Source organism: Oceanobacillus sp. FSL K6-3682, from assembly GCF_037976165.1.
Taxonomy (GTDB): domain Bacteria; phylum Bacillota; class Bacilli; order Bacillales; family Amphibacillaceae; genus Oceanobacillus; species Oceanobacillus sojae.
The window spans coordinates 4798965-4825311 of record NZ_CP150263.1 but is presented as its reverse complement, the minus strand read 5'-3'; the positions used below and the strand labels follow the sequence as shown (position 1 = coordinate 4825311).

Here is a 26347-nt window from a genome sequence, read left to right as displayed (position 1 = left end):
CTTTTATTGCCCGATTTTTTACTGTGTTAAATCGTCTTTTTAGCTGTATGTGTAATCAGGGAATGGGTTAGCTGGTTATCAACTTGTTTGAGTATACCTGCTATTTCTAAAGCCATATCCATGACGAGCGACAGGCGGGTGTTTTGTAAAACAGTGTGCTCCATAAAACCGCTGACGTTGACAACCCCTGTAATATTCATATTTCCTACCTGTGGGAGTTGTTTATTTAATGCTAAGCCGGGCTTCAAAGGCTTATTTTCAGCAATAATACTTCCGATAGAGCTGCTCTTGCCCAGGCAGGCATCAATTGCAATCAGATAAGGTTTATCGTATTTTTTATAAATATTGCAGAGTGATTCTTGTAAATTAACAGCATGTACTGGGTCGTGAACTGTCCCATATACATGTAAATTCCTGGGACGCATTTCCTCAAAATATGTCCCGGCGAGCGGACCTAACGCGTCTCCTGTAGAACGATCTGTGCCAATAAAGATGGCAATATAATTATTTGCTTTCAAAGGAAACCATGGAAATATTTGATCAGATAATGTTTTAACTACGTCGGGTTCTTTATAATTTGCTCTGAAATGGTTTGATTGTATGCGCAGGCGATTTTTTAGATTCATAGCAGTTCCTCCAAAATCATATTGTTACAGTATACGGTAAATTACGAAGAACTATACGTATGAATTGGGGGAAGTACTATGTGGAGAAGAGGCCTGCAATGGACGGCGTTAATTCTTGGTGCAACGATTGGTGCCGGATATGTGTCAGGAAGAGAACTGTGGCAGTTTTTTGGACATGAAAGTGGACTGGCTATCGTCATATTTTCTTTTCTTTTTTCGTTTTCCTGTTATGTGATTATGGTAATCAGCTACCAATTAAAAAGTGCTAATTATTTACCTGTATTAGAAATTATTGCGGGAACAAAGCTGACGAAAGCATTTGACGGATTTATTCTTCTATATCTTTTTACGACAACGATGATTATGATTGCCGGGAGCGGGGCAACAGGGCAGGTGTTTCATTTACCATATTCTATGGGCATTGGGATTACCGGAATCGTCCTCGTGTTGTTATTTATTAAAGGGATAAAAGGTTTATTGACTTTTAATGAGCTTATATTGCCCATTTTGATTGGTGGACTTTTGTACGTATTAGTGGTGTATGTCTCTAAAGAAAATTTACAGCTGTTTGCATATTGGCACGAGCAGCGCAACTGGTTTGCTTCGTTACCTTTTACAGCACTAAATATCCTTCCTCTAATAGCTATTTTAGGGGCCATTGGAAATAAGGTGAAAGGAAGGGGCGAAATCATTATTTGCTGTATTGGGACAGGGCTGTGCTTAGGAGTTGTCTCGTATATCTATAATAGCAGCCTGATTCAAATTGCAGATGAAATCATCCTGTATGAGATTCCTTTATTCGCTATTTTAAAGGAATTTCCATTAGGTATGATTCTATTTATGTCTATTCTTCTCTGGCTGGCAATTTTTACGACTGCGGCGGCGGGAATGCTGGGGATTGCTACGAGAGTACAGTCTTTTTTAAAAGAAGAAAAGCCAATGTATCTTATTGTACTTATTTCAGTATTGCTCATGCTGCCATTGACAGGATTTGGTTTTGCGAATTTGGTGAGCTTCCTCTATCCGCTTTACGGTATACTTAATTTATATATTTTAGCGAGGCTGTTAACCTATCCATTTTGGAAAAAAACAAAATAATCATTTCATTTATGGGTATTATGTATATAACTTCTAAGTAAAGGACTGTTAAAAAAATGAAGGTATCGGAGAATAGTATAATCCCGATGTTCTAAGGTCAAACTGCCAACGCATCAAAAATGCAAAATATTAGCTTTATATGTTTATTTTTTTGTAGATGGGAAAAACATTATGGTAGTATTTTTTAACATCCACTGGAAGAGCTGTTTATAGGGAAGTGAAAGGAGTTATATGCGCATGAACTTGAATTTTATAAGCCACCAAATTGACAAGGTATGGGATTATTTAAGTGATCCTGAATTGTGGTTAGCTATTTTAGGAGGAGCGATCCGGATTGTTTTGATTCTCCTTATTTCCTGGCTGGTTGTCGGTATTGTGCGGAAAATAGTAGATAAGTTATTTGTACAAAGGCAGCACGGACCGATAAGGATTCCAAAACGCAGGGAAGATACATTGAAGAAATTAATTAAGAGTGTCGTAGCATATGTTGTTTACTTTATGGCACTTGTTATGATATTGGAAGTCTTTAACTTTGAAATTGGACCGTTACTAGCTGGTGCTGGTGTTGCAGGTCTGGCAATTGGTTTTGGGGCACAAAACCTTGTACGTGATATCATTACAGGCTTCTTTATTATTTTTGAGGATCAATTTTCAGTAGGAGATTATGTGTTAGCTGCTGGAATAGAAGGAACTGTGGAAGAAATTGGATTACGTACATCAAAAATTGTTTCCTGGACAGGGGAGCTGAACATTGTTCCCAACGGAAATATTGATCAGGTGATCAATTATTCAGCTCGAAATGGTCTTTCTGTTGTTGATGTAAATGTGCCTTATGAAAGTGATGTTGCACAAGTGGAACAAATTATTCAGGAGGTAGCAGAAACACTTCCTGATAAATATGAGTTTATTTTAGGTGTTCCGGAGATTATCGGTGTTCAGAATTTGGATGTTTCCCACTTTGTTGTCCGTGTTATTGCTGAAACAGAACCGGTCTTCCAATGGGCAGGAGAACGGAATATCCGTAAAGAGATTCAGGATAAGCTGTATAAGTCAGGTATTAAAATTCCTTCTCCCCGGATTGTCACTTATTCCGAGCAGGAAATGGATCAATTAACACAAGAACGTCAGCAAAATCGAGGATAAACCTCTCTTAAATTTGCTATAATGGATGTAAGAAATCTCTGAGCGTCTGATTAAACGGGTGCTCAGAGCCAGACAGCATTATTTCAAAAAGGAGCAGGGAGTATGGATAAAGATTTTGGTTTAAATGACATTGTCCAAATGAAAAAGCCCCATCCATGTGGCGAAAACCGCTGGAAAATTATTCGGATGGGGATGGACATCCGTATAAAATGTCTCGGTTGCGGGCATAGTGTTCTTATCCCAAGAAGAGATTTTACAAAGAAGCTTAAAAAAGTTCTAGAAAAACATGAAGAATAGTAAAAAAAATTTTTGCTTATGAAAAGATAAGAGAAAAATAAATATTTTCTTAGAAGAAAACTCAAAACAGTGTTAAAGAATGCACTTGTTTTGAGTTTTCTCATGCTTGTCTTTTTATCAGGGACTATCTATAATTGGAGTTACGAAAATGTTCATGAACGAATTGAATCCTTAAGGAGTTGAAGAAGGTAATATGGCATTAACAGCAGGAATTGTCGGTCTTCCAAATGTAGGGAAATCTACACTATTTAATGCAATCACACAGGCTGGAGCTGAAGCAGCAAACTATCCATTTGCTACGATTGATCCGAATGTAGGGATTGTGGAGGTTCCAGACGAACGTTTAAATAAATTAACAGAGCTTGTAAAACCGAAAAAAACAGTCCCGACAGCATTTGAATTTACGGATATTGCAGGAATTGTAAAGGGTGCGAGCAAAGGTGAAGGATTAGGAAACCAATTCTTATCCCATATCAGACAGGTAGATGCGATTTGCCAGGTTGTCCGTTGTTTTGAAGACGAGAATATTACACATGTTTCTGGAAAGGTAGACCCGATAGATGATATTGAAATCATTAATTTGGAGCTGATTTTGGCAGATTTGGAATCTGTAAATAAACGATTCCATCGTGTGGAGAAGCTGGCACGTCAAAAGGATAAAGAAGCGCTGGTGGAGTATGAGTTACTGAACAAGATTAAAGAAGGTTTAGAGAATGACCAGCCGGTCCGTGCTTTAGAGTTTACAGAAGAGCAGGAAAAAACGGTTAAGGGCCTTCATCTGTTAACGAGTAAGCCAACATTATATGTAGCTAATGTAAGTGAAGATGAGGTAGCAGATCCAGATTCAAATGAAAATGTTCAAAAGGTAAAAGAATATGCAGCGAATGAAAATGCAGAAGTAATTGTTGTCTGCGCGCGGATTGAGGAAGAAATAGCAGAATTAGAGCCGGAAGAAAAAGAAGAATTTCTGGAAGACTTAGGTATTTCAGAATCAGGCTTAGACAAATTAATTAAGGCTTCTTATAACTTACTTGGACTGGCTACTTACTTCACAGCCGGTGAACAGGAGGTACGTGCATGGACCTTCCGTCAAGGGATAAAAGCACCACAGGCTGCGGGAATTATCCATACTGATTTTGAGCGTGGATTTATCCGTGCAGAGACCGTATCTTATGAAGATTTAGTGGATGCCGGCAATATGGCAACTGCAAGAGAAAGAGGCAAAGTAAGACTGGAAGGAAAAGAATATATCGTTCAGGACGGTGACGTTATTCATTTCCGTTTTAATGTATAATGGCGTATTCTGACTAGCTGCAATCTCGATTTTAGAATACCCCTATGAAAAGAACGTTAGCGTAATAGTTGAAAAAGGTAAATCAGGTTCTCTCGAAGACTTGTCATAACATAATTTATTTGGTATAATATTGCATTGTGAGTAATTAGATAATTATTCCTTGCTCTTATGTCTATGATTCAACGTGGAATTATGAGAGATGAGGGCCGCTAAGACCAAAAGGAGGTGTAACGGATGAGAAAATACGAAACTATGTACATCATCCGCCCAGATATCGAAGAGGAAGCACAAACTGCTTTAATCGAGCGTTTTAACAAAATCCTTACTGATAACGGAGCGGAAATCGAAAAAGTTGATGAAAAAGGCAAGAAGCGTCTTGCATATGAAATCAATGACTATCGTGATGGCTATTATGTTATTATCAATTTCCAAAGTGATGAAGCTGCAGTAAATGAGTTTGATCGTTTAGCGAAATTCAATGATGATATTATTCGTCATATGACAATTAGAGATGAAAAATAATAAGGAGTGGTTCTGATGTTAAATCGTGTCGTATTGGTTGGCAGATTAACGAGGGATCCTGATTTACGCTATACTCCAAATGGTGTGGCAGTAGCCAACTTTACTATTGCTGTTAACAGACCTTTTTCAAATCAACAGGGAGATCGCGAAGCAGATTTTATAAACTGTGTCGTTTGGCGTAGACCAGCTGAAAACCTGGCGAACTATATGAAAAAAGGGAGCTTAATTGGTGTAGATGGTCGTGTTCAAACACGTAATTTCGATGGACAAGATGGCAAACGGGTTTATGTAACAGAAATTGTTGCAGATAGTGTTCAATTCCTGGAGACAAAAGGTTCTCAAGGCGGAGGGCAATATCAATCTGATGGCTACCAGAGTAACCAAAATAATCAGAACCAATATCAACAAAATCCATTTTCATCAAATCAAAATCAAAGCTTTAATCAAAACCAAAACCAAAATCAGGAAGATCCATTTAAAAATAATGGAGAACCGATTGATATATCAGATGATGATTTACCGTTTTAAGTCGTTATCTAAACAAATATAATATAAAAGGAGTGTTTCACATGGCAGCTCGTCGCGGACGTGCAAAACGTCGTAAGGTGTGTTATTTCACAGCAAACGGAATTACGCACATCGATTATAAAGATGTTGACTTGCTAAGACGTTTCGTTTCTGAACGTGGAAAAATTCTTCCTCGTCGTGTAACTGGAACTTCTGCAAAATATCAACGTAAATTAACAATTGCAATTAAACGTGCTCGTCAAATGGCTTTATTGCCTTACGTAGCAGAGTAATAATAAAACCCTTAAGTTCTGATGGACTTAAGGGTTTTATTATTGATAAAGGATAAAAGCATATTAATGTTAAATTTTAATGTACTAAGTACAAACATATTTTTTAATCCCTAAGGGTAAGAGAATCATATTTATAATGAAAAATGTAAATCAAAATAATAGCAATAAAAAAGCAGTATACTTACTATGAAGAAAAAGCTCATCCCAAAATCCTTTTAAATGAAAGCCCATATCAGTACAGAGGCCAAAATAATTGCAGGAAGACCGATGAAGTAAATGTAGGAAAGACTTGAAAAGCTTTTCTTTCGTTCGTAATTATCATCTAATCGCTTTGTTATATAAATGGTGCCGGCTAAAGCTGCAATACAAACGACAATAACAATAACGATAAGGATATTCAGCATGTCCATATTATTTTTCACCTCCATATAGGGTTTATTATAAAAATATTCAAAATATAATACAATTAGAATGATTAATATGACTCAGATAAGTAATCATTTTAATTGATTTTATCATATCTGCTCTTCAGCATTTTTTTCTATCTTTTAGTCATATACTAAGATTATCAAAGAATAAGGATATTAATTTTGACAAATTATAAATATCTTTCTAATAATAAAAAAGCTCTCTAAGTACAGGAGAATATTTTCCTGTACTTAGAGAGCTAAAGAATGTGTTGTTTTCACGCTAGATTGTTACAACACCAATTAATATTGCACAACCTAATAGTACAATACTGAATCCCCATAACCAGAAGAAAGAGTATTTGATATGTTTACCCATGTTGGCTGAAGCAAGTCCAATTCCCAACCATAATGCAGGAGAGAAAGGACTTACAAATGTTCCGATGATATTACCAATCATCATGGAATAAGCAGTGGATACAGACGCAATATCCTGTGTACTTGCAATCTGATCAACAATTGGCAGTAAAGCGAAATAATAAGCATCTGTGCTGGTCAATAAATCTAAAGGAACCCCGAAGATACCAACAATGATATGTATAATTGGAACAACAAAAGCTGGCATAATAGTAATGGCAGTAAGTGCTATTTGTTCAAGCATCCCTGATTCATTCAGGACACCAAGGAATACTCCAGCGGCTAAAATAACAGCAGCCATCATTAAGGCGTTTGGCGCGTGTTCTTTGACACGGTTCATTTGCTGATCGACACCTTTGTAGTTCAATGGAAGGGCAATAGCAACACCAATCATAAACGCATATTGAGGTGCCAGTAAACCTGCCATCATAGTTCCTAATACTAGAATGGTAAGAACGAGGTTTGCAATATTTCTCCATTCAACATCTCGAGGCTGCTCTTTAGCTACAGCCATTTCTTCATTTTGTTTCTTGGTAAAGTTATCTGCGATTGCAAGAATATTAACGCTTTCACTTATTGTGATTTCTCCAGCAGCAACTTTTTTACTGATTTTTCTTTTTTCACGAAGTCCCAGAAAGGCTGCTAATATTAAAATGAGTACAGCACCAATCGCTTGTACAGGAATAAGCGGCAGATAGAATTCAATTAGATCCATATTAATAACTGTCGCTGCACGGGCTGCGGGTCCGCCCCAGGGAATCATATTAATTACACTGGCACTTAAAGCAACTAATAATAGCAATAAATAACGACTCATATGTAGTTCCTTATATAGGGGAAGTAATGCAGGGATACAAAGAAGGAAAGTAGACGCTCCGGCACCATCCAGCTGTGCAATCATTCCAATAACCGCCGTTGCCATAGCAACGATAATAACATTTCCTTTAGTTACTAAAATCATAAAACGTATAAATGGATTAAATAAGCCACTGTCCTGCATAATTCCAAAATAAACAATGGCAAAGATGAACATAATCACTACGCCCATAACTTGCTCAGAACCAGCTGCTAAAAATCCAGATAGTTCCTTAAAATTAAATCCTGCTATAAAAGCCCCGATAATAGGAATGATTGTCATCCCAACAATAGGGCTAATCTTATTCGAGATAAGCAGACCAACAATTGAAAAAATAATTAAAAGACCGACAATTGTCAGCCAAACAGAAATTTCTTCCATACTAAACTCCTTTCATTTGTAAACGCTTTACATGATTGTTAAAAAATACATATTAACACTATAAAACGTTTACAGATGAATTTCAATAGTTTCTTTTACGAATTCTTTTTTGCGGATACAAGAAAACCATTCGTATCAGTAATAAAAAAGGGTAAATAAAAAAGATAAATAAAAACCAATCTGGAATCGGCCATATAAACGAAATAAAAGTAAATACCAGGATGGGAATAGTTATGGAGCAAGCAGTTAATTTCCATAGTGTTCCGTAGTAGAGTTTCCGGTTTGCAAGATAGACAACCCCTCTGCCCAAATAAGCAATGAATGAAATAACACTCAGTAATAAAACAGATAAAATTAAATAATAGAACATAAAGAAATAGATAAGCTGAAAAATAATATTCATTTCTCCACCCGATCCAGTCCAGTCTGTTAACCGTGACAATAGTTCAGGTAAGGATGCCACTATAAATAAAATGAAAAGATAGATCATAATACTATCCATTCCAATTCGGTTGATTTGAAACATAGCTTTTTTTTGTGGCAGTAAGAGGCTTTCTTTTAATATTTTTGTAAACTGCATTTTTCTCATCCTTTAATTCAATTGTGCTTCTTTCATTTCTCTAGTTTTAAACATTTGAAATATTATTTCTACCAACTTTTAATAAATAACTCAACTTTCGCACCTTAAAAAATAATTTACTTATTGTAGTGATAGATTTTGATCGCTCCTTCCATCTATCTCTTGACAAAGCATAAACTCTATCTAGAAAGAAGGTAACGCGTAAGGCCACCGCTAGCAGGATGTTCTATACTGTTTAATACAACTGAGCAAATAGAAATTCGACCAGTAAAGAATTATTTTTCGTGGTGTATATAAAAATGTCCCGTTATGATTATTTTCTGTTCATGAAAGCTATTTTACTATCCCATGTTGTGTCATCATGTAAATTGCCAAATCAACCATATGAAACACTAAAATGATTTTTTCATCAAGCAAAAAGCGATTATTTCGCTCAACTTCATTAGGATATGATTTCTTTCATTCGCTGTAGAAGCCTAACTAAGCGCAGGCCAACCACGAAGACTCCTATGGGAACAGGGCGAGCTGAAGATCCACTTGAAAAGCGGTTTTCTTTTCAAGTTGGTTGAAGCCGTCCCCATGGAAAGCGTAGTGGTTGGTCAGGGCGGCACTATACACAATCTCCATTTCAATAGTAAGATGATTTAACAAAATGCAAGCAGGGTAATGAAGAACATGTTTATCCTAGAATGGTAAGGTATAGATGCTTATTCTCAGGTGCAAAAGTTCAGTGAATAATATATGTACAAGCTGAAATCAACAGAAAATGAAATGATTTAATCCATTTCTAGTTGGCAACACTACTATTATAAAGGAATCAGCTCTTAGATGGGTAAGAAAATAACGTTATTCGACAAATTTCCCGGGAAATAATACGAAACTTTATTTCGGAAATATCTTATTTATCATTTATATTATAAAATGCTGCACCCGATAAATTACCCGCCCAAAAGACAAATATAATAATAAATGAATAAGGTGCAATACAAGCCTTTCTGCTAAATTCATGTTATTATAGTAGAATATGTGTTGAATTATCATGTTGTTGTCTTCCAGGAAATTTTATTAAAATATTATGGATATGAAAAAGAAAAGGGATGGCGCAGCTAAATTCATTTTTATAAGTATTTATTTTTGCTAGAACGAGGTGCAGTAGTATATGAACCAATCGAAAAAAATTACAGAAGGAGCATTGGTAATTGCGATTTTAGTTGCAATATTAGTGGCTTCCTTGTTTCCGATACTTAGTTTAATTACAGCTTTTGTATTGCCTGTTCCTTTTATTTTCTATGTGAAGCGTCATGGAGTGAAGGCAGGTCTTGTTGTGACAGTGGCAGCTACTTTTATTTCTACATTACTGCTGTCGTATATTATTCTTCCGTTAATAATAGTTGCTGCAGCAGGAGGAATTTTTATCGGCCATGCGATGTATAAAAAGAATACTGCCTATGAAACACTGGCTCAAGGTACATTTGGTTTTATTATTGGAATGCTCATTTCTTTTATCTTTATTCAAACATTGATGGGTGTTAATATTATGACTGAATTTGGTCAGGTTGTAGAGGAATCTGTTAATACCAGTACATCTATGATTGAAAGTATTAATCCTTCGCTGAATGAAGAAGACATAAAGGTGCTGATAGATACACAAATCAATTTATTGCAGCAATTAATTCCAACCTTTATGGTTCTTTTTGCTTTTATTTCAGCATTTATTACTCAATGGATCAGCTATAAGTGGTTTAACCGGGTGGAAAAAGAAAAGCTCTATTTTCCGCCATTTCGTGAACTGCAATTTCCTAGTGCGATTATTTGGGTTTATCTGTTAGCATTAATTCTATCTGTTATCGACTTTCAAGAAGGAAGCACGATGCATTTTGGTGCGCAGAATTTATTGATGATTGTTGGAATCGCCTTGTCATTGCAGGGGTTCTCATTCATTTTTTATTATGCATATATCAAAAAAATACCAAAAGTATTTCCTATTTTAATTGTTATTGCAACAATTCTTTTTCCAACATTTCTTCTTTATTTCGTGCGAATCTTAGGTATAATTGATATAGGTTTCCGGTTAAGAGGCCGGTTGAAGTAGGTAAAACAGAGAGTTTATATGACAGCTCATGGTTTTAAAGCAGAAAATCAGTAAGTTGGATTTTCTGCTTAAGAATACATTTGCGATAAAAGCTACATTTTTAATTCTAAATAAAAAAGCAAGACAGATTGTTGGATTTTGAAGGAGCTGAATGCCGTGCCGGATTTAGAGAATAGACCAGCATTAAGCAAGCACGTATGGATTATTTATATCCTTACTTTTATTTTGCTTGTATGTGTGTGGTACTATCAATGGATAGTTGGCTTAATAATGACAGTTGTCTTTGCTGCTTCATTTTATTATAGTATTCGAACGGAAAAGATGCTTCTTGATGAAGCAGAGGAATATATATCAACTATTTCTCATCGCGTAAAGAAAGTTGGTTCTGAGGCATTGCTGGAGATGCCTTTTGGAATTATTCTGTTCAATGATAACTATCAGGTAGAATGGTCCAATCCATTTATGAATCAATTTAAGACGAACAAGGATACAATTATCGGTGAATCTCTTAATAATTTATCAGAGGATTTAATTCCGATGATTATAGATAACAGGAACGAGATTTGGGTAGAAATTGGCGATTATACGTTTCTTTGTGTAATTAAAAAGGAAGAAAAGCTGCTCTATTTCCTTGATCGGACAGAACATCAGGAGCTGAAGGAACGTTATTATAATGAACAGACGGTTCTTGCCATTATCTTCTTAGATAATTATGAAGAAATCACACAAAATATGGATGATACGGCAAAGAGCCAATTGAACTCTCAAGTAACAGCTGTTCTCAATAACTGGTCCAGCCGTTATGGGCTTTATTTGAAGCGGACGTCACAGGAGAGATTCTTAGCTGTTGGAAATATAGAAATTCTCGAAGAGCTGGAAAAAGTAAAATTCGCCATTTTAGATGAAGTACGGGAAATGGGAGGCTCTGAGAGCAATCCGGTTACATTGAGTATCGGGGTTGGTGCTGGAAATATGTCGCTGCCTGAAATTGGAGAGGTTGCGCAATCGAGCTTAGATTTAGCCTTAGGCCGCGGCGGCGATCAGGTCGCTATTAAGGATGAGAATGGGAAGGTACGTTTTTACGGGGGAAAGACCAACCCAATGGAAAAGCGTACTCGTGTAAGAGCCAGAGTTATCTCTCATGCGCTTAAAGAGTTGGTTCGTGCAAGTGATAATGTTATCATTATGGGACATAAATCACCGGATATGGATGCAATTGGTGCAGCGATTGGTGTTTTGAATATTGCTAAGACAAATGATGTCCCCGGCTATATTGTGTTTGATGAGAACGATGTAGAGACAGGTGTTTCCAAGCTGATGGATCATATTCGACGGGACGAAGAGCTTTGGGAGCAATTTGTCAGTCCTGAAGAAGCAGAAGACCTGATGGCAGATCAGCAAAGTCTATTAATTGTTGTGGATACTCATAAACCGAATATGGTTGCAGTGGAAAGTTTATTAAACTATACCGATTATAAAATTGTTATCGACCATCATCGCCGGGCAGAAGAATTTATTGATAACCCAACGCTTGTTTATATGGAGCCTTATGCATCATCCACTGCAGAGCTCGTTACAGAGCTACTGGAGTATCAACCAAAAGGAACGAAGCTGAAAATGCTGGAGGCAACAGCACTATTAGCCGGGATTATCGTTGATACCAAAAGCTTTACATTGCGTACCGGCTCCAGAACTTTTGATGCAGCATCTTATCTCAGATCGCAGGGAGCAGATACAGTACTGGTACAGCGTCTTCTTAAAGAGGATTTGGATGTTTTTGTCCAGCGCAGTCATATTATCGAAAGAACACAAATATACAATGATCATATTGCTATTGCCAAAGCGCCGAGCGGAAAAGCATATAGCCCGGTGCTGATTGCCCAGGCTGCAGATACCCTGCTTACAATGGAAGGTATCTCAGCATCATTTGTTATCTCAGAAAGGTCCGATGGCAGAGTTGGAATCAGTGCCAGATCATTGGGAGATGTAAATGTCCAGATCATTATGGAAAAAATGAATGGCGGCGGACATTTAACGAATGCTGCTACGCAAATTGAAGGCAAAACAATAGACGAGGCAAAAGAAATGCTGGTAGAGATTATTGATGAATTAGAGTATAAAAAAGGGAGAGATTCAGAATGAAAGTTATTTTCTTAAAAGATGTAAAAGGGAAAGCAAAAAAAGGCGATGTTAAAAATGTTCCTGACGGCTATGCTCGTAATTACCTGTTAAAAAATAATTTGGCAGAAGAAGCTACTTCCGGAAACTTAAAAGCACTTGATGCGAAAAAGAAAAAACAGGATAAATTAGAAATAGAAGAAAAAGAGAGTGCGATAAATTTAAAAGATAAATTAGCTGATTTAACAGTTGAACTAGAAGCAAAATCTGGTGAAAATGGACGTTTATTCGGTTCCATTACAAGTAAGCAAATTGCAGAAGCTTTAAACAAACAGCATGGCCACAAGCTTGATAAGCGTAAAATTGAATTAGATGAGCCGATTCGTGCATTAGGATATACAAATGTTCCGGTTAAATTACATCCGGAGGTATCTGGTTCTGTAAAAGTTCATGTAAAAGAAAAATAATAAGTAATCTATACAAACAGAGAAAATGAAAAGAAATTGGCATAAAAGAAGTACGCCGGTTTCTTTTTTTCTCACTCGTATAACAAGAATACGGAGGAGAGAGAATGAGTGCAGCTTTTGATCGTACACCGCCCCACAATATAGAAGCAGAGCAATCTGTTTTAGGTGCTGTTTTTTTAGAACCGACAGCATTTGTACAGGCTTCTGAAATATTAATTCCAGAGGATTTCTACCGTGCAAGCCACCAGCTTATTTTTACTGCAATGATGACTTTATCTGATCGTGGTGAACCGATAGATGTTGTTACGGTGACTACGTTTTTAAATGATAGGAAGCAGCTGGAGGAAGCAGGCGGGGTAACCTATTTAACAGAGCTGGCTGAGAGTGTGCCGACAGCAGCTAACGTTGAATATTACAGTAAAATGGTAGAGGAGAAATCAACACTCCGCCGTTTGATCCGGAAAGCAACAGATATTGTAACAGCATCCTTTGAAAAAGAAGATGAGGTTGAAGATGTTTTAAACGATGCAGAAAAAAGCATTTTAGAGGTTTCCGGACGTAAAAATTCAGGGGCTTTTAAAAATATAAAAGACGTTTTGATTAGCGTATATGACAATATTGAGCAGCTTCATCAGCAAAAAGGTGATGTGACCGGAGTTCCAACTGGATTCTTAGATTTGGACCGGATTACATCGGGATTTCAGCGGAATGACTTAATAATTATTGCAGCACGGCCTTCTGTGGGGAAAACAGCATTTGCACTAAATGTGGCTCAGAATGTTGCAGTAAAAACGGATGAAAATGTTGCTATTTTCAGCTTGGAGATGGGAGCAGATCAGCTGGTTCAGCGTATGCTTTGTGCAGAGGGGAATATTGATGCACAGCGTCTAAGAAATGGCCAGCTGCAGGCAGATGACTGGAGTAAGCTCACCATGGCGATGGGCTCGTTATCAAATGCAGGAATTTATATTGATGATACGCCAGGGGTGCGTGTGAATGAAATTCGTTCCAAGTGCCGGCGCCTGAAACAGGAGCATGGACTGGGAATGATTCTAATTGATTATCTGCAGCTTATTCAAGGAAGCGGCAGCTCAAAGGAAAACCGGCAGCAGGAGGTCTCTGAGATTTCCCGTTCCTTAAAGGCGTTAGCCCGTGAGCTCGAGGTTCCGCTTATTGCTTTATCTCAGCTTTCCCGCGGTGTGGAGTCAAGACAGGATAAACGGCCGATGATGTCAGATATCCGTGAATCAGGAAGTATTGAGCAGGATGCGGATATTGTAGGTTTCCTATATCGTGATGATTATTATGATAAAGAAACTGAGAAGCAAAATATTATTGAGATTATTATTGCTAAACAGCGTAATGGACCAACTGGCACCGTAGAGCTTGCTTTTGTAAAAGAATATAATAAATTTGTGGATTTAGATCATCGTTACGGGGAAGGAGATATTCCGCCGGCGATGTAGATAATCTGCGTGCTATTCTAAAAAGATATGATTTTCATTTTATGAATGAGAGTCATATCTTTTTTAGTTTTTTAACAAACTATATAGTGGATATTTAGTTTTGTAGTAGAAGGAATTCTCAATGGAGCTGGGGAAGTTGCTAAAGGGCCTGTCAACGATACCAATTTTGGATATCGTGATGACATTGAAGCAATTGAATATGATCCTGAAGGTGCAAAAGAATTATTAGCAGAGGCAGGTTATGAGGATGGTTTTTCAACAACAATTTGGACCAATGATACGCAGGAAAGGATTGATGTAGCAACATATGTTCAATCTTTACTGGCTGATATTGGTATTGATGTGACGATTCAGGAATTTGAATGGGGAACTTATATCGAGCGGACAAGTAACGGAGAGCATGATATGTTTATTTTCGGATTGTCTCTTGGAACACACGATGCAGATTATCCAATGCATATGCTATTTCATTCTGATAATACTGGACCTCCAGGAAACCGTACGATGATGCGTGATGATACATTTGATGAAATGCTTTATGAGGCTCGAATCGAGCAAGATGAAGAAACTCGTCTGGATATGTATGTGGAAGCTGCAAATTATTTGAATGAACAATCACCTATGGCCTTCTTATATCATCCAAATGAAATTATGGGTTATCGTAATGAAGTACAAGGTTTTTGGACGGATGCATCTGGATTATATCAGTTGAAGGATATCACAATTCAATAATAGATACAGAAAGAGAAGAGGCTATGTGCCTCTCTTTTTTTGCAAAGGGAATCATAATAATATACAGCAGCAGTTTTCCAAAAATGGAAAGCGTGTCAGTTTTCTAAAAGATAACATGAAAAGGATAGTTTTTCAGCATGGAAAAAAGTATTTCTGCTATGTATTTAAAGAGAAAAACAAGAAATTTATTAGGTATTTCAGATTATTCGACAAAACAGGACATTTGAACCAGAATTTTTTAGAGAAAAGTAAATAATTGTAACTTTAAACGAAAAGTAATTATATGTTGGGAGATCGGGGCTAAGGCCTGTAAAAACGGGCTTTTGAAATCTTTCTAGTTCATTATCGCTTTAATACTTTACCTTGAAAAAGAAATAAATCAATTAATTTATTATTCCCAATAGTTTTAGTGATTATATTAAGATATTTCATAATTTTAGTAATTTAATACTATTATTGAATTTTAAAAGTAGATAGATTAAAATAGAGAAGTAAGACTATTATATAAATTAAGAGGGGAGTACGAATATGCAATTTTCAAAAAAGTCTTTATTATTTTTAATTTTTGGTCTTTTACTCAGTTTTGTTTTGGTGGCGTGTGCAAGCGAACCGGATGAAAGCGGAAACAATGAATCTGAAGGTGATGGAGAAGGAACTTCAGAAGAAGAAGCAGTTGAGGGCGGCGAGCTTGTTATTGCTAACCAGTCTGACGCAGTTTCACTTGATCCGGCAGGTTCAAACGATACGCCATCCAGTAACGTACAAGCAAATATCTATGAAACACTTGTACATTTAGATGCAGATATGCAATTACAGCCTGGTCTTGCTACAGAGTGGGAAGCAGTAGAAGATAATGTATGGGAATTTAAATTACGTGATGATGTCACCTTCCACGATGGCAGTGAATTTAATGCAGAAGTGGTCAAAGCAAACATCGACCGTATTCTAGATCCGGACGTAGCTTCACCACGTTTCTTCCTTTATGAAATGGTAGAGGAAGTAGAGGTAGTAGATGATTACACTGTACGTTTCGTAACAGAGTATCCATTTGCACCATTCCCGGCACATATTGCACATAACGGTGGTGGAATGGTTTCTAAGGATGCAATTGACGCAGATTATGAAGCGATGGAAAATGGCGAAGAGCCAGGAACTTATATTAGTGAAAACCCAGTTGGTACAGGTTACTTTAAATTCGATTCCTGGAACCCTGGTACAGAAATCCGTTTAGTGAAGAATGAAGACTATTGGGGAGAGCCTGCACACCTTGATTCTGTTGTGTTTAAGGTTGTAAGTGAAGGTCTTACTCGTGTGGCGGAACTTCAAACTGGGGACTCTCATATTGTTGACCCTCTAAACGTAAATGATGTGGAGCAAGTAGAAGGAACGGATGGTGTTCATGTAGCTCCACAAGAAAGTGTAAGCTTATCTTATATTGGATTTAATGTTCAAAAAGAGCCGTTTGATAATCCAGATGTACGTAAAGCAATCAATATGGCAATTGATAAAAGCCAAATTATTGATGGTATTTACAATGGAATTGGGATTCCAGCCGTTGGTCCATTAGCACCGCCGGTATTTGGTTATGACGAAAATGCACCTGGTCTGGAGTATAATTTAGATGAAGCGAAGCAATTGTTAGCAGATGCTGGCTATGAAGATGGTTTCTCTACAACAATCTGGACAAATGATACACAGGAACGTATTGATGCTGCAACAAACGTTCAATCTCAGTTAAAAGAATTGAATATTGATGTAGAAGTAGAAGTGATGGAGTGGGGTACGTATTTAGACAGAACAGCTCAAGGAGATCATGAAATGTTTGTACTTGGCTGGTCAACTGTAACTGGGGATGCTGATTATGGATTATATCCATTATTCCATTCTGATAATGTAGGTGAACCTGGTAACCGTACTTTCCTCGAAAATGATGATTTAGACGCTATGCTTGAAGATGCCCGCCGTGAGGAAGACGAAGATACTCGTCTGCAGCTTTACAGTGATATTCAGGCGGAACTAACAGAGCTTGCTCCAATGCTTTACCTTCATCATCAAGAGTATCTGCTGGGTGTAAGTGATGATGTACAGGGATTAACACAATTACCGACTCAGATTTTGCAATTACATGATGTATCTTTAAAGCAATAATTAAATAAATATCAACAGCCGTTTCTCTTTTATTGAAGAGAAGCGGCTGTTTTTATGTGCAGAAAACATCCATATAAATAAAGTTTCACGCTACTATTAATCCGTTATGCATACTTCTAACCGGCCCGACTTATCATGACAACTGATAAAAAAATAAACTGCCAAGCATTAGCAATAGAGTTATGATTCCTGTGATAAATGGAATCATGTACTTTTGTGGAACCAGCTCAGAAAGCGGACGTCGATCTGAATCAGACATTCTGCTGAAAAAATGCTGAAAGCTGTAAAAAACAATATCAAAAAATCTTCCTTTTATTACATAACCGGCCATAGCGTATAAAATAAGAGCAGCTCCAATGATAAAAGAAACATTTATATAGGATAAAAGATCAACTCGATGGTAAAAAATAAAACAAAACAAAAATATAAATAAATGAGAAATACCAATCCAAATCAAGATTTTTTTAACCATAACAGTAATATCCTCCAAAAAAATATATGTATTAGTATATCACTAAATAAGGATGTTCAAAATCTCAAAAAGAATACTGAAAAAACACAATTTTCCTTCTATAGGAAAATTCGAAAACAATAAATTTACAAAATTATTACATAACAAATGGACTAAAAAAGCTATTTTTTTGGAAAAATATACAAAAACAATCAAATTTCACTCGTAAATAATGACAAAGATTAGGACGTTAAAGTGTTAATACAAAGGCTTTGCAATGAATTTGTAAGCGATTAAACAAGTTGAATTATCTATTATTTCTGTATTGGGGAAATTATTAAAAAAATTTACATATAAAGTAAATGTGGTGTAATATGTAACTTGTAATCTAAAAAAGGGGTGTACAGAAAAAGTGAAAAAGTCTAAATATTATCTCATTATTGTTTTGGCGTTAACAATGTTTGTCATCTCAGCATGTGGATCAAACAATGATAATGAAGGAAGTTCAGATAACAGCGACTCATCTGCTTCAGATGAGCAAGTATTAAATATGGTAGAAACAGCAGAAATTCCAACAGGAGATCCTGCCTTGGCTACAGATGCTGCCAGTTTCATCGTATTTGGACAAACAATGGAAGGCCTTTATGTATTAGATGGGGAAGATCAACCGGTTCCAGCTATTGCTGATGGTGATCCGGAAATAAGTGAAGATGGTCTTGTTTATACATTTAAATTAAAAGAAGATGCAAAATGGTCCAATGGAGATCCTGTGACAGCGCATGATTTTGTTTATGCATGGCAAAGAGCCTTAAATCCTGACACTGGTTCACAATATGCATATATGTTCTCAGGAGTTATTGAAAACGCAACAGATATTATGAATGGTGATGCAGCTGTAGAAGAGTTAGGTGCAGAAGCCGTAGATGATTATACTTTAGAAATAACTTTGGAACAACCCGTGGAATACTTAAATTCATTATTGGCTTTTGGTACGTATTTGCCATTAAATGAAGATTTTGTAGAAGAAAAAGGCGACAGCTTCGGAACCAACAGTGATAACATGCTTGCAAATGGTCCATTTGTATTGACAGGTTGGGATGGTTCCGGATTAACCTGGACATATGAAAAAAATGAAGAATACTATGATATAGATAATGTAAGCCTTGATAAAGTAAATGTACAAGTTGCTAAAGAGCCAAGTACAGCTGTAAACCTGTATGAAACAGGAGAAGCTGACCGTACAGCTGCATTAAGCTCAGAGTATGCAAAACAATATGCTAACCATGAAGATGCTTCAACATTTGAAGAAGGAAGCTCCTGGTATCTTAAATTTAACCAGGAACGTGATGGCGAAGAAACACCATTAGCAAATGAAAATATCCGTAAAGCAATGGCAATGGCTTTTGATAAAGAAGCATTTGCAGAACAAGTTCTTTCAAATGGTTCCATTCCTAGTGACGGTTATGTACCACGCGGTTTAGCTGTAAATCCTGAAACAGGAGAAGATTTCCGTGAAGAAAGTGGAAACCTGATCAGCTATGATGTGGAAAAAGCACAAGAATACTGGAATAAAGGTTTAGAAGAATTAGGTGTAGATGAACTTTCTCTAGATTACTTGAGTGATGATACTGAAAATGCAAAAAGAACTGCTGAATATTTCAAAAATCAATTAGAGACAAATCTTGATGGTTTAACACTTAATTTAGAAAATGTACCATTTAAAAACCGTTTAGATAGAACAACAGCTCAAGATTACGATGTAGTAATGCACGGCTGGGGACCAGATTACCTGGATCCACTTACTTTCTTAGATTTATATGTTACAGATGGAGCGAATAACCAAGCAAGTATTTCCAATGAAGAATACGATCAGCTTATTGAAGATGCAAAAGTAACTTATGCAAATGATCCCGAAAAACGCTGGGAAGCAATGCTTGAAGCTGAAAGAATTCTCGTTCAGGAAGACACAGCAATTGCACCTATTTACCAACGCGGAAGATTAACACTTATTAAGCCGTATGTAAAAGGTTTAGAAGAGCATTTGTTTGGCCCTGATTATTCACTAAAAAATGTAACAATCGAAAAATAATGTTTCTTAAAAGCGCGCATTCAAAAGTCCGCTGAAATTAATATTGTATGGAAAAGAGAGAGACTTTTAGTGAAAAGTGCTCTCTTTTCCTCATTTTTACAGAAGTTTAGAATATTTTCATTTATTCGTATATAAGGAGGACACAATATGGCGAAATATATTACCAAGCGGATAATTTATTTGATTATTACGCTGTTTATTATTGCTTCTGTTACCTTTTTTCTAATGAAGTTTCTGCCGGGTACCCCATTCTCAAATGAGGAACGGTTAACAATTGAGCAACGTGAAATTTTAAATGCGAAGTATGGATTGGATCAGCCTATTCCTATTCAGTATATGAACTACATGGTAAATATCGTAAAAGGTGATCTAGGTGTATCCTTTCAGTTCGAAAACCAGCCTGTTATGGATTTATTGATGAATCGGATTGGACCTTCGATGCAGCTTGGTGTACAGGCTATGATTATAGGTACAATCATCGGTATTGCGCTTGGAGTACTTGCTGCTATGTTCCAGAATACATGGATTGATTATGGAAGCACCTTTTTAGCTATACTCGGTAAATCAATTCCTTCCTTTGTTTTAGCAGCATTATTACAATATTACATTGGAGTAAAATTGGGATGGCTGCCAGTCGCCTCATGGAATGGTTTCTCTTCATCTATTTTACCCACCATTGCGTTAGCTTGTTTCCCAATAGCTACAGCAGCGCGTTTTATGAGGACAGAACTGATAGAAGTATTTGGATCTGATTATATTACACTAGCAAAAGCAAAAGGAAATTCACGTGGCGAAGTAGCTGTGAAGCATGCTATTCGTAATGCGTTAATTCCTTTAATTACGGTTTTAGGACCGATGGCTGTCGGACTAATGACCGGTTCGATGGTTGTGGAAAAAGTATTTGCTGTACCGGGGATTGGTGAGCAATTTGTGAAATCAATTATGACAAATGATTTCCCTATTATTATGGGAACCACTTTATTTTTTGCTTTCTTACTGACGGTTATTATTTTAATTATTGATATCCTGTATGGAATTATCGATCCGAGAATTCGTCTGAATGGAGGCGATAAATAATGAATAGAGAAGAAATAAAAGAAATACCGAAAGAACAATTTGAGCCTGCTCCGATTGATCATGAAGCTGGCGAGAGGCTGGAGAAACCGCAGCTTTCGTTTATGAAGGATGCCTGGCTGCGGGTTCGAAAGAATAAAGCTGCTATCGTCAGTTTAATTATTTTGGGACTGATAGTTATTATGGCTATTATTGGACCACATCTTTCGGGTCATGATGGTTACGAGCAGGATGTCGCGAAAAGTAATCTTCCACCGCGTGTACCAGTTTTAGAGAATATGGGTATCTTTGACGGCACTCAGAAAGTCGGCGGGGAAGAAGTAAATAAATACGAACAAATGAATATAGAAGAATACTACTGGTTTGGTACGGACAGCCTTGGAAGAGACTTATTTACCCGTGTCTGGCTTGGAACGAGAGTTTCTCTATATATTGCTGTATTAGCAGCTGCCATTGATATGCTGGTCGGTGTTATTTATGGTTTAGTTTCCGGATTTAAAGGCGGTAGAACAGATAATGTGATGCAGCGTATTTTGGAAGTTATTTCTGGTATTCCAAACCTGATTGTAGTAATTTTAATGCTTTTAATCCTGAAACCAGGTATCATGTCTATCACGATAGCGATGGTTATTACGGGATGGGTCGGTATGGCCAGGGTCGTACGTGGACAAGTTCTTAAATTAAAAGATCAGGAATATATACTGGCCTCGCGGACATTAGGTGCAAAAAATAATCGATTACTGTTTAAGCATCTGCTGCCGAATTTATCAGGCGTTATTATTATAAACACAATGTTCACGATTCCCAGTGCTATTTTCTTTGAGGCTTTCTTAAGCTTTATCGGAATTGGATTACAGGCTCCATCGGCATCCTTAGGTACACTGATTGAGGACGGTTATAAAACGTTTCAATTTTTACCTCATCTGATGATTATTCCGTGTATCCTTATCTGTGTGATTTTGATTGTATGTAATTTAATTGGAGATGGACTACGTGATGCATTTGATCCAAAAATGCGCGATTAAAGTTGAGGTGAAATGATATGAAAAAATTATTAGAAGTAAAAGATCTTCATATATCGTTCCATACATTTGCCGGGGAAGTGCAGGCAATCCGTGGTGTAGACTTTGATTTATACGAAGGTGAGACACTTGCGATTGTTGGAGAATCTGGTTCAGGTAAATCGGTAACAACAAAGTCAATTATGAGATTGCTTCCGCAGGGTAATTCTGAAATTAAATCAGGAGAGATTCTTTTTAATGGAGAGAATCTCGCAACGGCGTCGGAAAAGAAGATGCAAAAAATCCGCGGAAAAGATATTTCAATGATTTTCCAGGATCCAATGACTTCACTGAATCCTACCATGACTATTGGTAAGCAGATTATGGAACCATTAATAAAACATCGAGATTTGAGTAAAAGTGAAGCATCAAAGCGGGCGGTAAAATTGTTGGATCTGGTTGGTATTTCAAAACCGGAGACGCGTTTGAAACAATATCCGCATCAATTTTCAGGTGGAATGAGACAGCGTGTGGTTATTGCAATTGCACTGGCCTGTGCTCCGAAGGTATTAATCGCGGATGAACCGACAACTGCTCTGGATGTAACAATTCAAGGGCAAATATTGGATTTGATGAAGGATCTGCAAAAGAAAATTGAAACATCTATTATATTTATTACACATGATTTAGGTGTGGTAGCCAATGTTGCTGACCGTGTGGCTGTTATGTACGGCGGTAAAATTGTCGAAGTAGGGACAGTAGATGAGATATTTTATAATCCGCAGCACCCATATACATGGGGATTAATCAGCTCAATGCCTAGTCTGGATTCACAGGATGAGGAGCTGTTTGTGATTCCCGGTACACCGCCGGACCTGCTCCATCCGCCTAAGGGCGATGCGTTTGCACCGAGAAATCCTTATGCTATGAAAATAGACAAGGAAGAAGAGCCGCCAATGTTTAAAGTATCTGATACGCATTATGCGGCAACCTGGCTGCTGCATCCAGATGCACCTAAAGTAGAGCCCCCATTGGCAGTTCAAGAGCGGCAGGCGAAGTTCCGCGCTTCTATAAAGGGGGGCAAGTAAAATGGCAGAGAAACTGTTAGAAGTAAAAAATCTGAAGCAATATTTTAATATCGGCAAGCCAAAGGAAGTACGGGCTGTTGATGATATAAGCTTTGATATTTATAAAGGTGAGACCCTTGGACTGGTTGGAGAATCAGGCTGTGGGAAGTCAACAACTGGAAGAACACTGATTCGTTTGTATAACGCTACAGGCGGAGAAGTTCTCTATAATGGCGTAAATGTTCATGGTAAAAAATCTGGTAAGGAATTAAAAGAATTCAACCAAAAAATGCAGATGATTTTTCAGGATCCTTATGCATCACTGAATCCAAGAATGAAGATATCTGACATTATTGCAGAGGGCATCGATATTCATGGGCTTGCTAAATCGCCAAAAGAACGATTGGAAAAGGTTCACAAGCTTCTTGAAACAGTAGGGCTGAATAAGGAGCATGCTAATCGCTATCCGCATGAATTTTCCGGGGGGCAGCGGCAAAGAATCGGGATTGCCCGTGCACTTGCGGTAGAACCGGAATTTATTATCGCTGACGAACCAATATCTGCTCTGGATGTATCTATTCAGGCACAGGTAGTTAATCTGTTGAAAAAATTGCAAAAAGAACGTGGATTAACCTATTTGTTTATTGCCCATGATTTATCCATGGTCAAATATATCAGTGATCGGATTGGCGTTATGTATTTCGGGAAATTGGTTGAGCTGGCATCTGCAGATGATTTGTATCGGAATCCGGTTCATCCATACACGCAATCACTGCTTTCAGCAATACCTCTTCCAGATCCGGAATATGAACGCACAAGGAAACGGCAAGCATACCATCCAGATGTTCATCAGTATGAGGATGGAGAGGACGTCCGTATGCGTGAAATTTCTCCGGGGCATTTTGTTAACTGTTCAGAAAAAGAGTTTGAACAATATAAAGCAAACTATAATCATAATAAGTAAGTCATTTTAACCCACTAAAATACCCCGTATCAAACCAGTAAAAGCCTGGCTTGATACGGGGTGTTTGCTTGTTAATCATGTGTAGAGGATCATGCTTTTATTTACAAAAAGCATGACAGCTCTATGAACGAACAATTGGTTTTATAATATTACATAGCATACATGAAATCTCTCTATAGTCGGTATGCCCAGGTAAGTTGCTTAAGCATTCACCTGTGGCTGATGTTCACCGGAGCGTATTGCCTCCATATGGTGACAAGCTGCACGATGGCCGTCCTTCATACCTTCTGTGTTCCGAAGTTTAGGTACTTTTGTACGGCATAAATCCGTTGCAAATGGACAGCGGGTATGGAAGCGGCAGCCCTCTGGAGGATCAATCGGAGAAGGCACATCTCCTTTTAACATAATGCGTTCTTTTTCCTTCTCAACGTCTGTACTAGGTATTGCTGACAGCAGAGCCTTTGTGTAAGGGTGCATATTATTGGTGAATAATGAATTTTTATCTGCTATCTCGACCACTTTTCCTAAGTACATCACAATGATTCGATCGGAAATATGACGAACAACACCTAAATCATGGGAAATGAAAAGGTACGTTAATTTAAATTCGCGCTGCAGCTTTTTTAATAAGTTGATTACCTGAGCCTGAATGGACACATCAAGCGCAGAAACAGCTTCATCTGCAATAATTAACCTTGGGTTTACTGATAAGGCCCGGGCGATACCAATACGTTGACGTTGTCCGCCACTGAACTCATGCGGATAGCGGTCTGCCTGATGCGGTCCGAGACCAACTGTATCCATTAATTCTTTGACACGATCATTTCTTTCTTTTTTCGGTACAGCATTTTGAATTTCCATTGCTTCTGTTAAGATTTGTCGTACAGTGTGACGAGGATTAATCGAAGCATATGGATCCTGGAAGATAATTTGCATATCTTTACGGAATTTATTCATTTCTTTTTTGTTCAGCTCAAGAATGTTAGTATTATCGAATTCTACTTCCCCGGCAGTCGGCTCATCCAGGCGGAGAATGGCTCGTCCAGTTGTTGATTTTCCGCAGCCGGATTCTCCTACAATACTAAGTGTTTCTCCCTCGAAAATTTCAAAGGATACGTCATCTACTGCTTTTACGTGATTAATAGTACGTCCAAAAATCCCGCCTTTAATCGGGAAATATTGTTTTAAGTCATTTACTTTAAGAAGTACTTTCTGATCGCTCATAAACGTTCACCTCCGGATCTCCATCCCATTCATCAGAATAAATCCAGCAACGAATTTGGTTACCATCTTCATCTGTTTCTAAATCAGGTAATTTATTTCGGCATAAATCCGTTGCGAATGGGCATCTTGGTGCAAATCGGCAGCCCTTAGGCATATCAGCAGGACTGGGAACAGACCCTTTAATAACTGCTAAATCTCCTTCAATATCTTGATCGTATTGAGGAATAGATTCCATTAAACCGACAGTATATGGATGTTTTGGTTCCGTGAATAATGTTTTCTTATCGGTAAATTCAACCACTTTACCGCAATACATAACGGCAACATAATCACAGGTCTCGGCAACAACGCCTAAGTCATGCGTAATTAATAAAATACCCATATCTAATTTTTCCTGCAATTCTTTCATTAAATCCAAAATTTGTGCCTGAATTGTTACGTCCAGGGCTGTTGTCGGCTCGTCGGCAATAAGTAGATCAGGATTACATGCAAGAGCAATTGCGATCATTACACGTTGGCGCATTCCGCCCGATAGCTCAAAAGGATATTGATCGACACGCTTCTCTGGAGAAGGAATTCCTACAAGCTTTAACATATCAACAGATTTTTTCTTTGCTTCTTTCTTACTGAGTCCCTGATGAATACGGAATGATTCACCAATTTGCTGTCCAACGGTAAAGGTTGGATTAAGAGAAGTCATTGGTTCCTGGAAAATCATTGATATTTCATTACCACGGATTTTACGCATCTGTGCTTCGCTTTTATCTAAGAGGTTTTCTCCCTTGAAGAGAATTTCTCCCCCTTTGACTTTTCCCGGTTCTTCAATCAGGCGAAGAATAGATAATGAGGTAATACTTTTACCGGAACCAGATTCTCCAACGACACCCAGTACTTTCCCTTTTGGAATACTAAATGAAACGCCATCTACAGCCTTTACTTCTAAATCTTTTGTGAAGAAAGAAGTCTGTAAATTTTTAATTTCTAATATATTATCATATGAAGTGTCAGGTGCACCTGTCATAGTAAGTAGCTC

Annotated in this window: 25 protein-coding genes; 18 read left to right on the top strand and 7 right to left on the bottom strand. The window is 37.5% G+C overall.

Annotated elements, in window-relative coordinates; translation table 11 throughout:
• Window positions 1–26: 26 nt before the first annotated feature.
• Complete coding sequence (yyaC, locus tag MHH51_RS23255; RefSeq protein WP_147212599.1) at window positions 27–626, bottom strand: spore protease YyaC; 600 nt, start codon at window positions 624–626, stop codon at window positions 27–29.
• Between the two features lie 78 nt (window positions 627–704).
• On the opposite strand from yyaC, the gene MHH51_RS23250 reads away from it, so the two are divergent.
• The 7 genes from MHH51_RS23250 (at window position 705) to rpsR (ending at window position 5780) form a co-directional block, all read left to right on the top strand.
• Entirely contained in the window at window positions 705–1724 is a 1020-nt protein-coding gene (locus MHH51_RS23250; protein ID WP_147212600.1) for a hypothetical protein, read from the top strand.
• Window positions 1725–1961: 237 nt separating this feature from the next.
• A complete protein-coding gene (locus MHH51_RS23245; protein ID WP_186813739.1) occupies window positions 1962–2867 on the top strand; it encodes a mechanosensitive ion channel family protein in 906 nt (301 codons plus the stop codon).
• Window positions 2868–2969: 102 nt separating this feature from the next.
• Window positions 2970–3164: a DUF951 domain-containing protein gene (locus MHH51_RS23240; RefSeq protein ID WP_147212601.1), complete on the top strand. Its 195-nt coding sequence runs from the start codon at window positions 2970–2972 to the stop codon at window positions 3162–3164.
• 193 nt (window positions 3165–3357) lie between these two features.
• Window positions 3358–4458, top strand: a complete 1101-nt coding sequence (ychF, locus tag MHH51_RS23235; protein WP_147212602.1) for a redox-regulated ATPase YchF — start codon at window positions 3358–3360, stop codon at window positions 4456–4458.
• A 234-nt stretch (window positions 4459–4692) separates the two neighbouring features.
• Entirely contained in the window at window positions 4693–4980 is a 288-nt protein-coding gene (gene rpsF, locus MHH51_RS23230; protein ID WP_077602768.1) for a 30S ribosomal protein S6, read from the top strand.
• Window positions 4981–4995: 15 nt separating this feature from the next.
• Complete coding sequence (ssb, locus tag MHH51_RS23225) at window positions 4996–5508, top strand: single-stranded DNA-binding protein (protein WP_147212603.1); 513 nt, start codon at window positions 4996–4998, stop codon at window positions 5506–5508.
• A gap of 41 nt (window positions 5509–5549) precedes the next feature.
• Entirely contained in the window at window positions 5550–5780 is a 231-nt protein-coding gene (gene rpsR / locus MHH51_RS23220) for a 30S ribosomal protein S18 (RefSeq protein ID WP_077602766.1), read from the top strand.
• 215 nt (window positions 5781–5995) lie between these two features.
• Here the strand turns inward: rpsR and MHH51_RS23215 are convergent, their stop codons facing one another.
• From MHH51_RS23215 to MHH51_RS23205, 3 genes are all read right to left on the bottom strand, one after another.
• Window positions 5996–6190: a BshB3 potential contributor to bacillithiol synthesis gene (locus MHH51_RS23215; RefSeq protein WP_339283864.1), complete on the bottom strand. Its 195-nt coding sequence runs from the start codon at window positions 6188–6190 to the stop codon at window positions 5996–5998.
• 280 nt (window positions 6191–6470) lie between these two features.
• Complete coding sequence (locus MHH51_RS23210; RefSeq protein ID WP_339283862.1) at window positions 6471–7841, bottom strand: citrate:proton symporter; 1371 nt, start codon at window positions 7839–7841, stop codon at window positions 6471–6473.
• Between the two features lie 82 nt (window positions 7842–7923).
• Window positions 7924–8421, bottom strand: a complete 498-nt coding sequence (locus MHH51_RS23205; RefSeq protein ID WP_339283860.1) for a hypothetical protein — start codon at window positions 8419–8421, stop codon at window positions 7924–7926.
• Between the two features lie 1159 nt (window positions 8422–9580).
• Between MHH51_RS23205 and MHH51_RS23200 the strand changes: the two genes are divergently transcribed.
• The 6 genes from MHH51_RS23200 to MHH51_RS23175 all read left to right on the top strand — a co-directional run bounded on the left by MHH51_RS23200 (window position 9581) and on the right by MHH51_RS23175 (window position 17444).
• Window positions 9581–10513: a YybS family protein gene (locus MHH51_RS23200; protein ID WP_156986299.1), complete on the top strand. Its 933-nt coding sequence runs from the start codon at window positions 9581–9583 to the stop codon at window positions 10511–10513.
• 156 nt (window positions 10514–10669) lie between these two features.
• Window positions 10670–12655: a DHH family phosphoesterase gene (locus tag MHH51_RS23195; protein ID WP_339283858.1), complete on the top strand. Its 1986-nt coding sequence runs from the start codon at window positions 10670–10672 to the stop codon at window positions 12653–12655.
• Window positions 12652–13098 carry a 50S ribosomal protein L9 gene (gene rplI, locus MHH51_RS23190; protein ID WP_147212517.1) on the top strand — a complete coding sequence of 149 codons (447 nt, stop codon included), beginning with the start codon at window positions 12652–12654 and terminating at the stop codon, window positions 13096–13098. Before MHH51_RS23195 ends, rplI begins: the two co-directional genes overlap by 4 nt.
• A 104-nt stretch (window positions 13099–13202) precedes the next feature.
• Window positions 13203–14564: a replicative DNA helicase gene (gene dnaB / locus MHH51_RS23185; protein WP_147212516.1), complete on the top strand. Its 1362-nt coding sequence runs from the start codon at window positions 13203–13205 to the stop codon at window positions 14562–14564.
• A gap of 90 nt (window positions 14565–14654) precedes the next feature.
• Entirely contained in the window at window positions 14655–15296 is a 642-nt protein-coding gene (locus MHH51_RS23180; RefSeq protein ID WP_339286359.1) for an ABC transporter substrate-binding protein, read from the top strand.
• A gap of 528 nt (window positions 15297–15824) precedes the next feature.
• Window positions 15825–17444, top strand: a complete 1620-nt coding sequence (locus tag MHH51_RS23175; protein WP_147212514.1) for a glutathione ABC transporter substrate-binding protein — start codon at window positions 15825–15827, stop codon at window positions 17442–17444.
• Window positions 17445–17577: 133 nt separating this feature from the next.
• Here the strand turns inward: MHH51_RS23175 and MHH51_RS23170 are convergent, their stop codons facing one another.
• Window positions 17578–17916: a DUF3899 domain-containing protein gene (locus MHH51_RS23170; RefSeq protein WP_147212513.1), complete on the bottom strand. Its 339-nt coding sequence runs from the start codon at window positions 17914–17916 to the stop codon at window positions 17578–17580.
• A gap of 391 nt (window positions 17917–18307) precedes the next feature.
• On the opposite strand from MHH51_RS23170, the gene MHH51_RS23165 reads away from it, so the two are divergent.
• The 5 genes from MHH51_RS23165 to MHH51_RS23145 all read left to right on the top strand — a co-directional run bounded on the left by MHH51_RS23165 (window position 18308) and on the right by MHH51_RS23145 (window position 24090).
• Window positions 18308–19984: a peptide ABC transporter substrate-binding protein gene (locus MHH51_RS23165; RefSeq protein ID WP_339283855.1), complete on the top strand. Its 1677-nt coding sequence runs from the start codon at window positions 18308–18310 to the stop codon at window positions 19982–19984.
• A 147-nt stretch (window positions 19985–20131) separates the two neighbouring features.
• The gene (opp3b, locus tag MHH51_RS23160) at window positions 20132–21061 is read left to right on the top strand and encodes an oligopeptide ABC transporter permease (RefSeq protein ID WP_147212511.1); all 930 of its coding nucleotides are present in this window, start codon (window positions 20132–20134) and stop codon (window positions 21059–21061) included.
• Window positions 21061–22083, top strand: coding sequence for an oligopeptide ABC transporter permease (opp3C, locus tag MHH51_RS23155; RefSeq protein WP_339283854.1), 1023 nt, complete (start codon window positions 21061–21063; stop codon window positions 22081–22083). The genes opp3b and opp3C overlap by 1 nt, the downstream gene beginning before the upstream one ends.
• A gap of 17 nt (window positions 22084–22100) precedes the next feature.
• The gene (locus MHH51_RS23150) at window positions 22101–23147 is read left to right on the top strand and encodes an ABC transporter ATP-binding protein (RefSeq protein ID WP_339283852.1); all 1047 of its coding nucleotides are present in this window, start codon (window positions 22101–22103) and stop codon (window positions 23145–23147) included.
• 1 nt (window position 23148) lies between these two features.
• On the top strand, window positions 23149–24090 hold the full coding sequence (locus tag MHH51_RS23145) for an ATP-binding cassette domain-containing protein (RefSeq protein ID WP_147212508.1): 942 nt from the start codon (window positions 23149–23151) through the stop codon (window positions 24088–24090).
• A gap of 201 nt (window positions 24091–24291) precedes the next feature.
• Here MHH51_RS23145 and MHH51_RS23140 read toward each other — a convergent pair whose 3' ends face one another.
• Window positions 24292–25314, bottom strand: coding sequence for a dipeptide ABC transporter ATP-binding protein (locus tag MHH51_RS23140; protein WP_339283850.1), 1023 nt, complete (start codon window positions 25312–25314; stop codon window positions 24292–24294).
• On the bottom strand, window positions 25289–26335 hold the full coding sequence (locus MHH51_RS23135; RefSeq protein WP_147212506.1) for an ABC transporter ATP-binding protein: 1047 nt from the start codon (window positions 26333–26335) through the stop codon (window positions 25289–25291). Before MHH51_RS23135 ends, MHH51_RS23140 begins: the two co-directional genes overlap by 26 nt.
• Window positions 26336–26347: the final 12 nt, after the last annotated feature.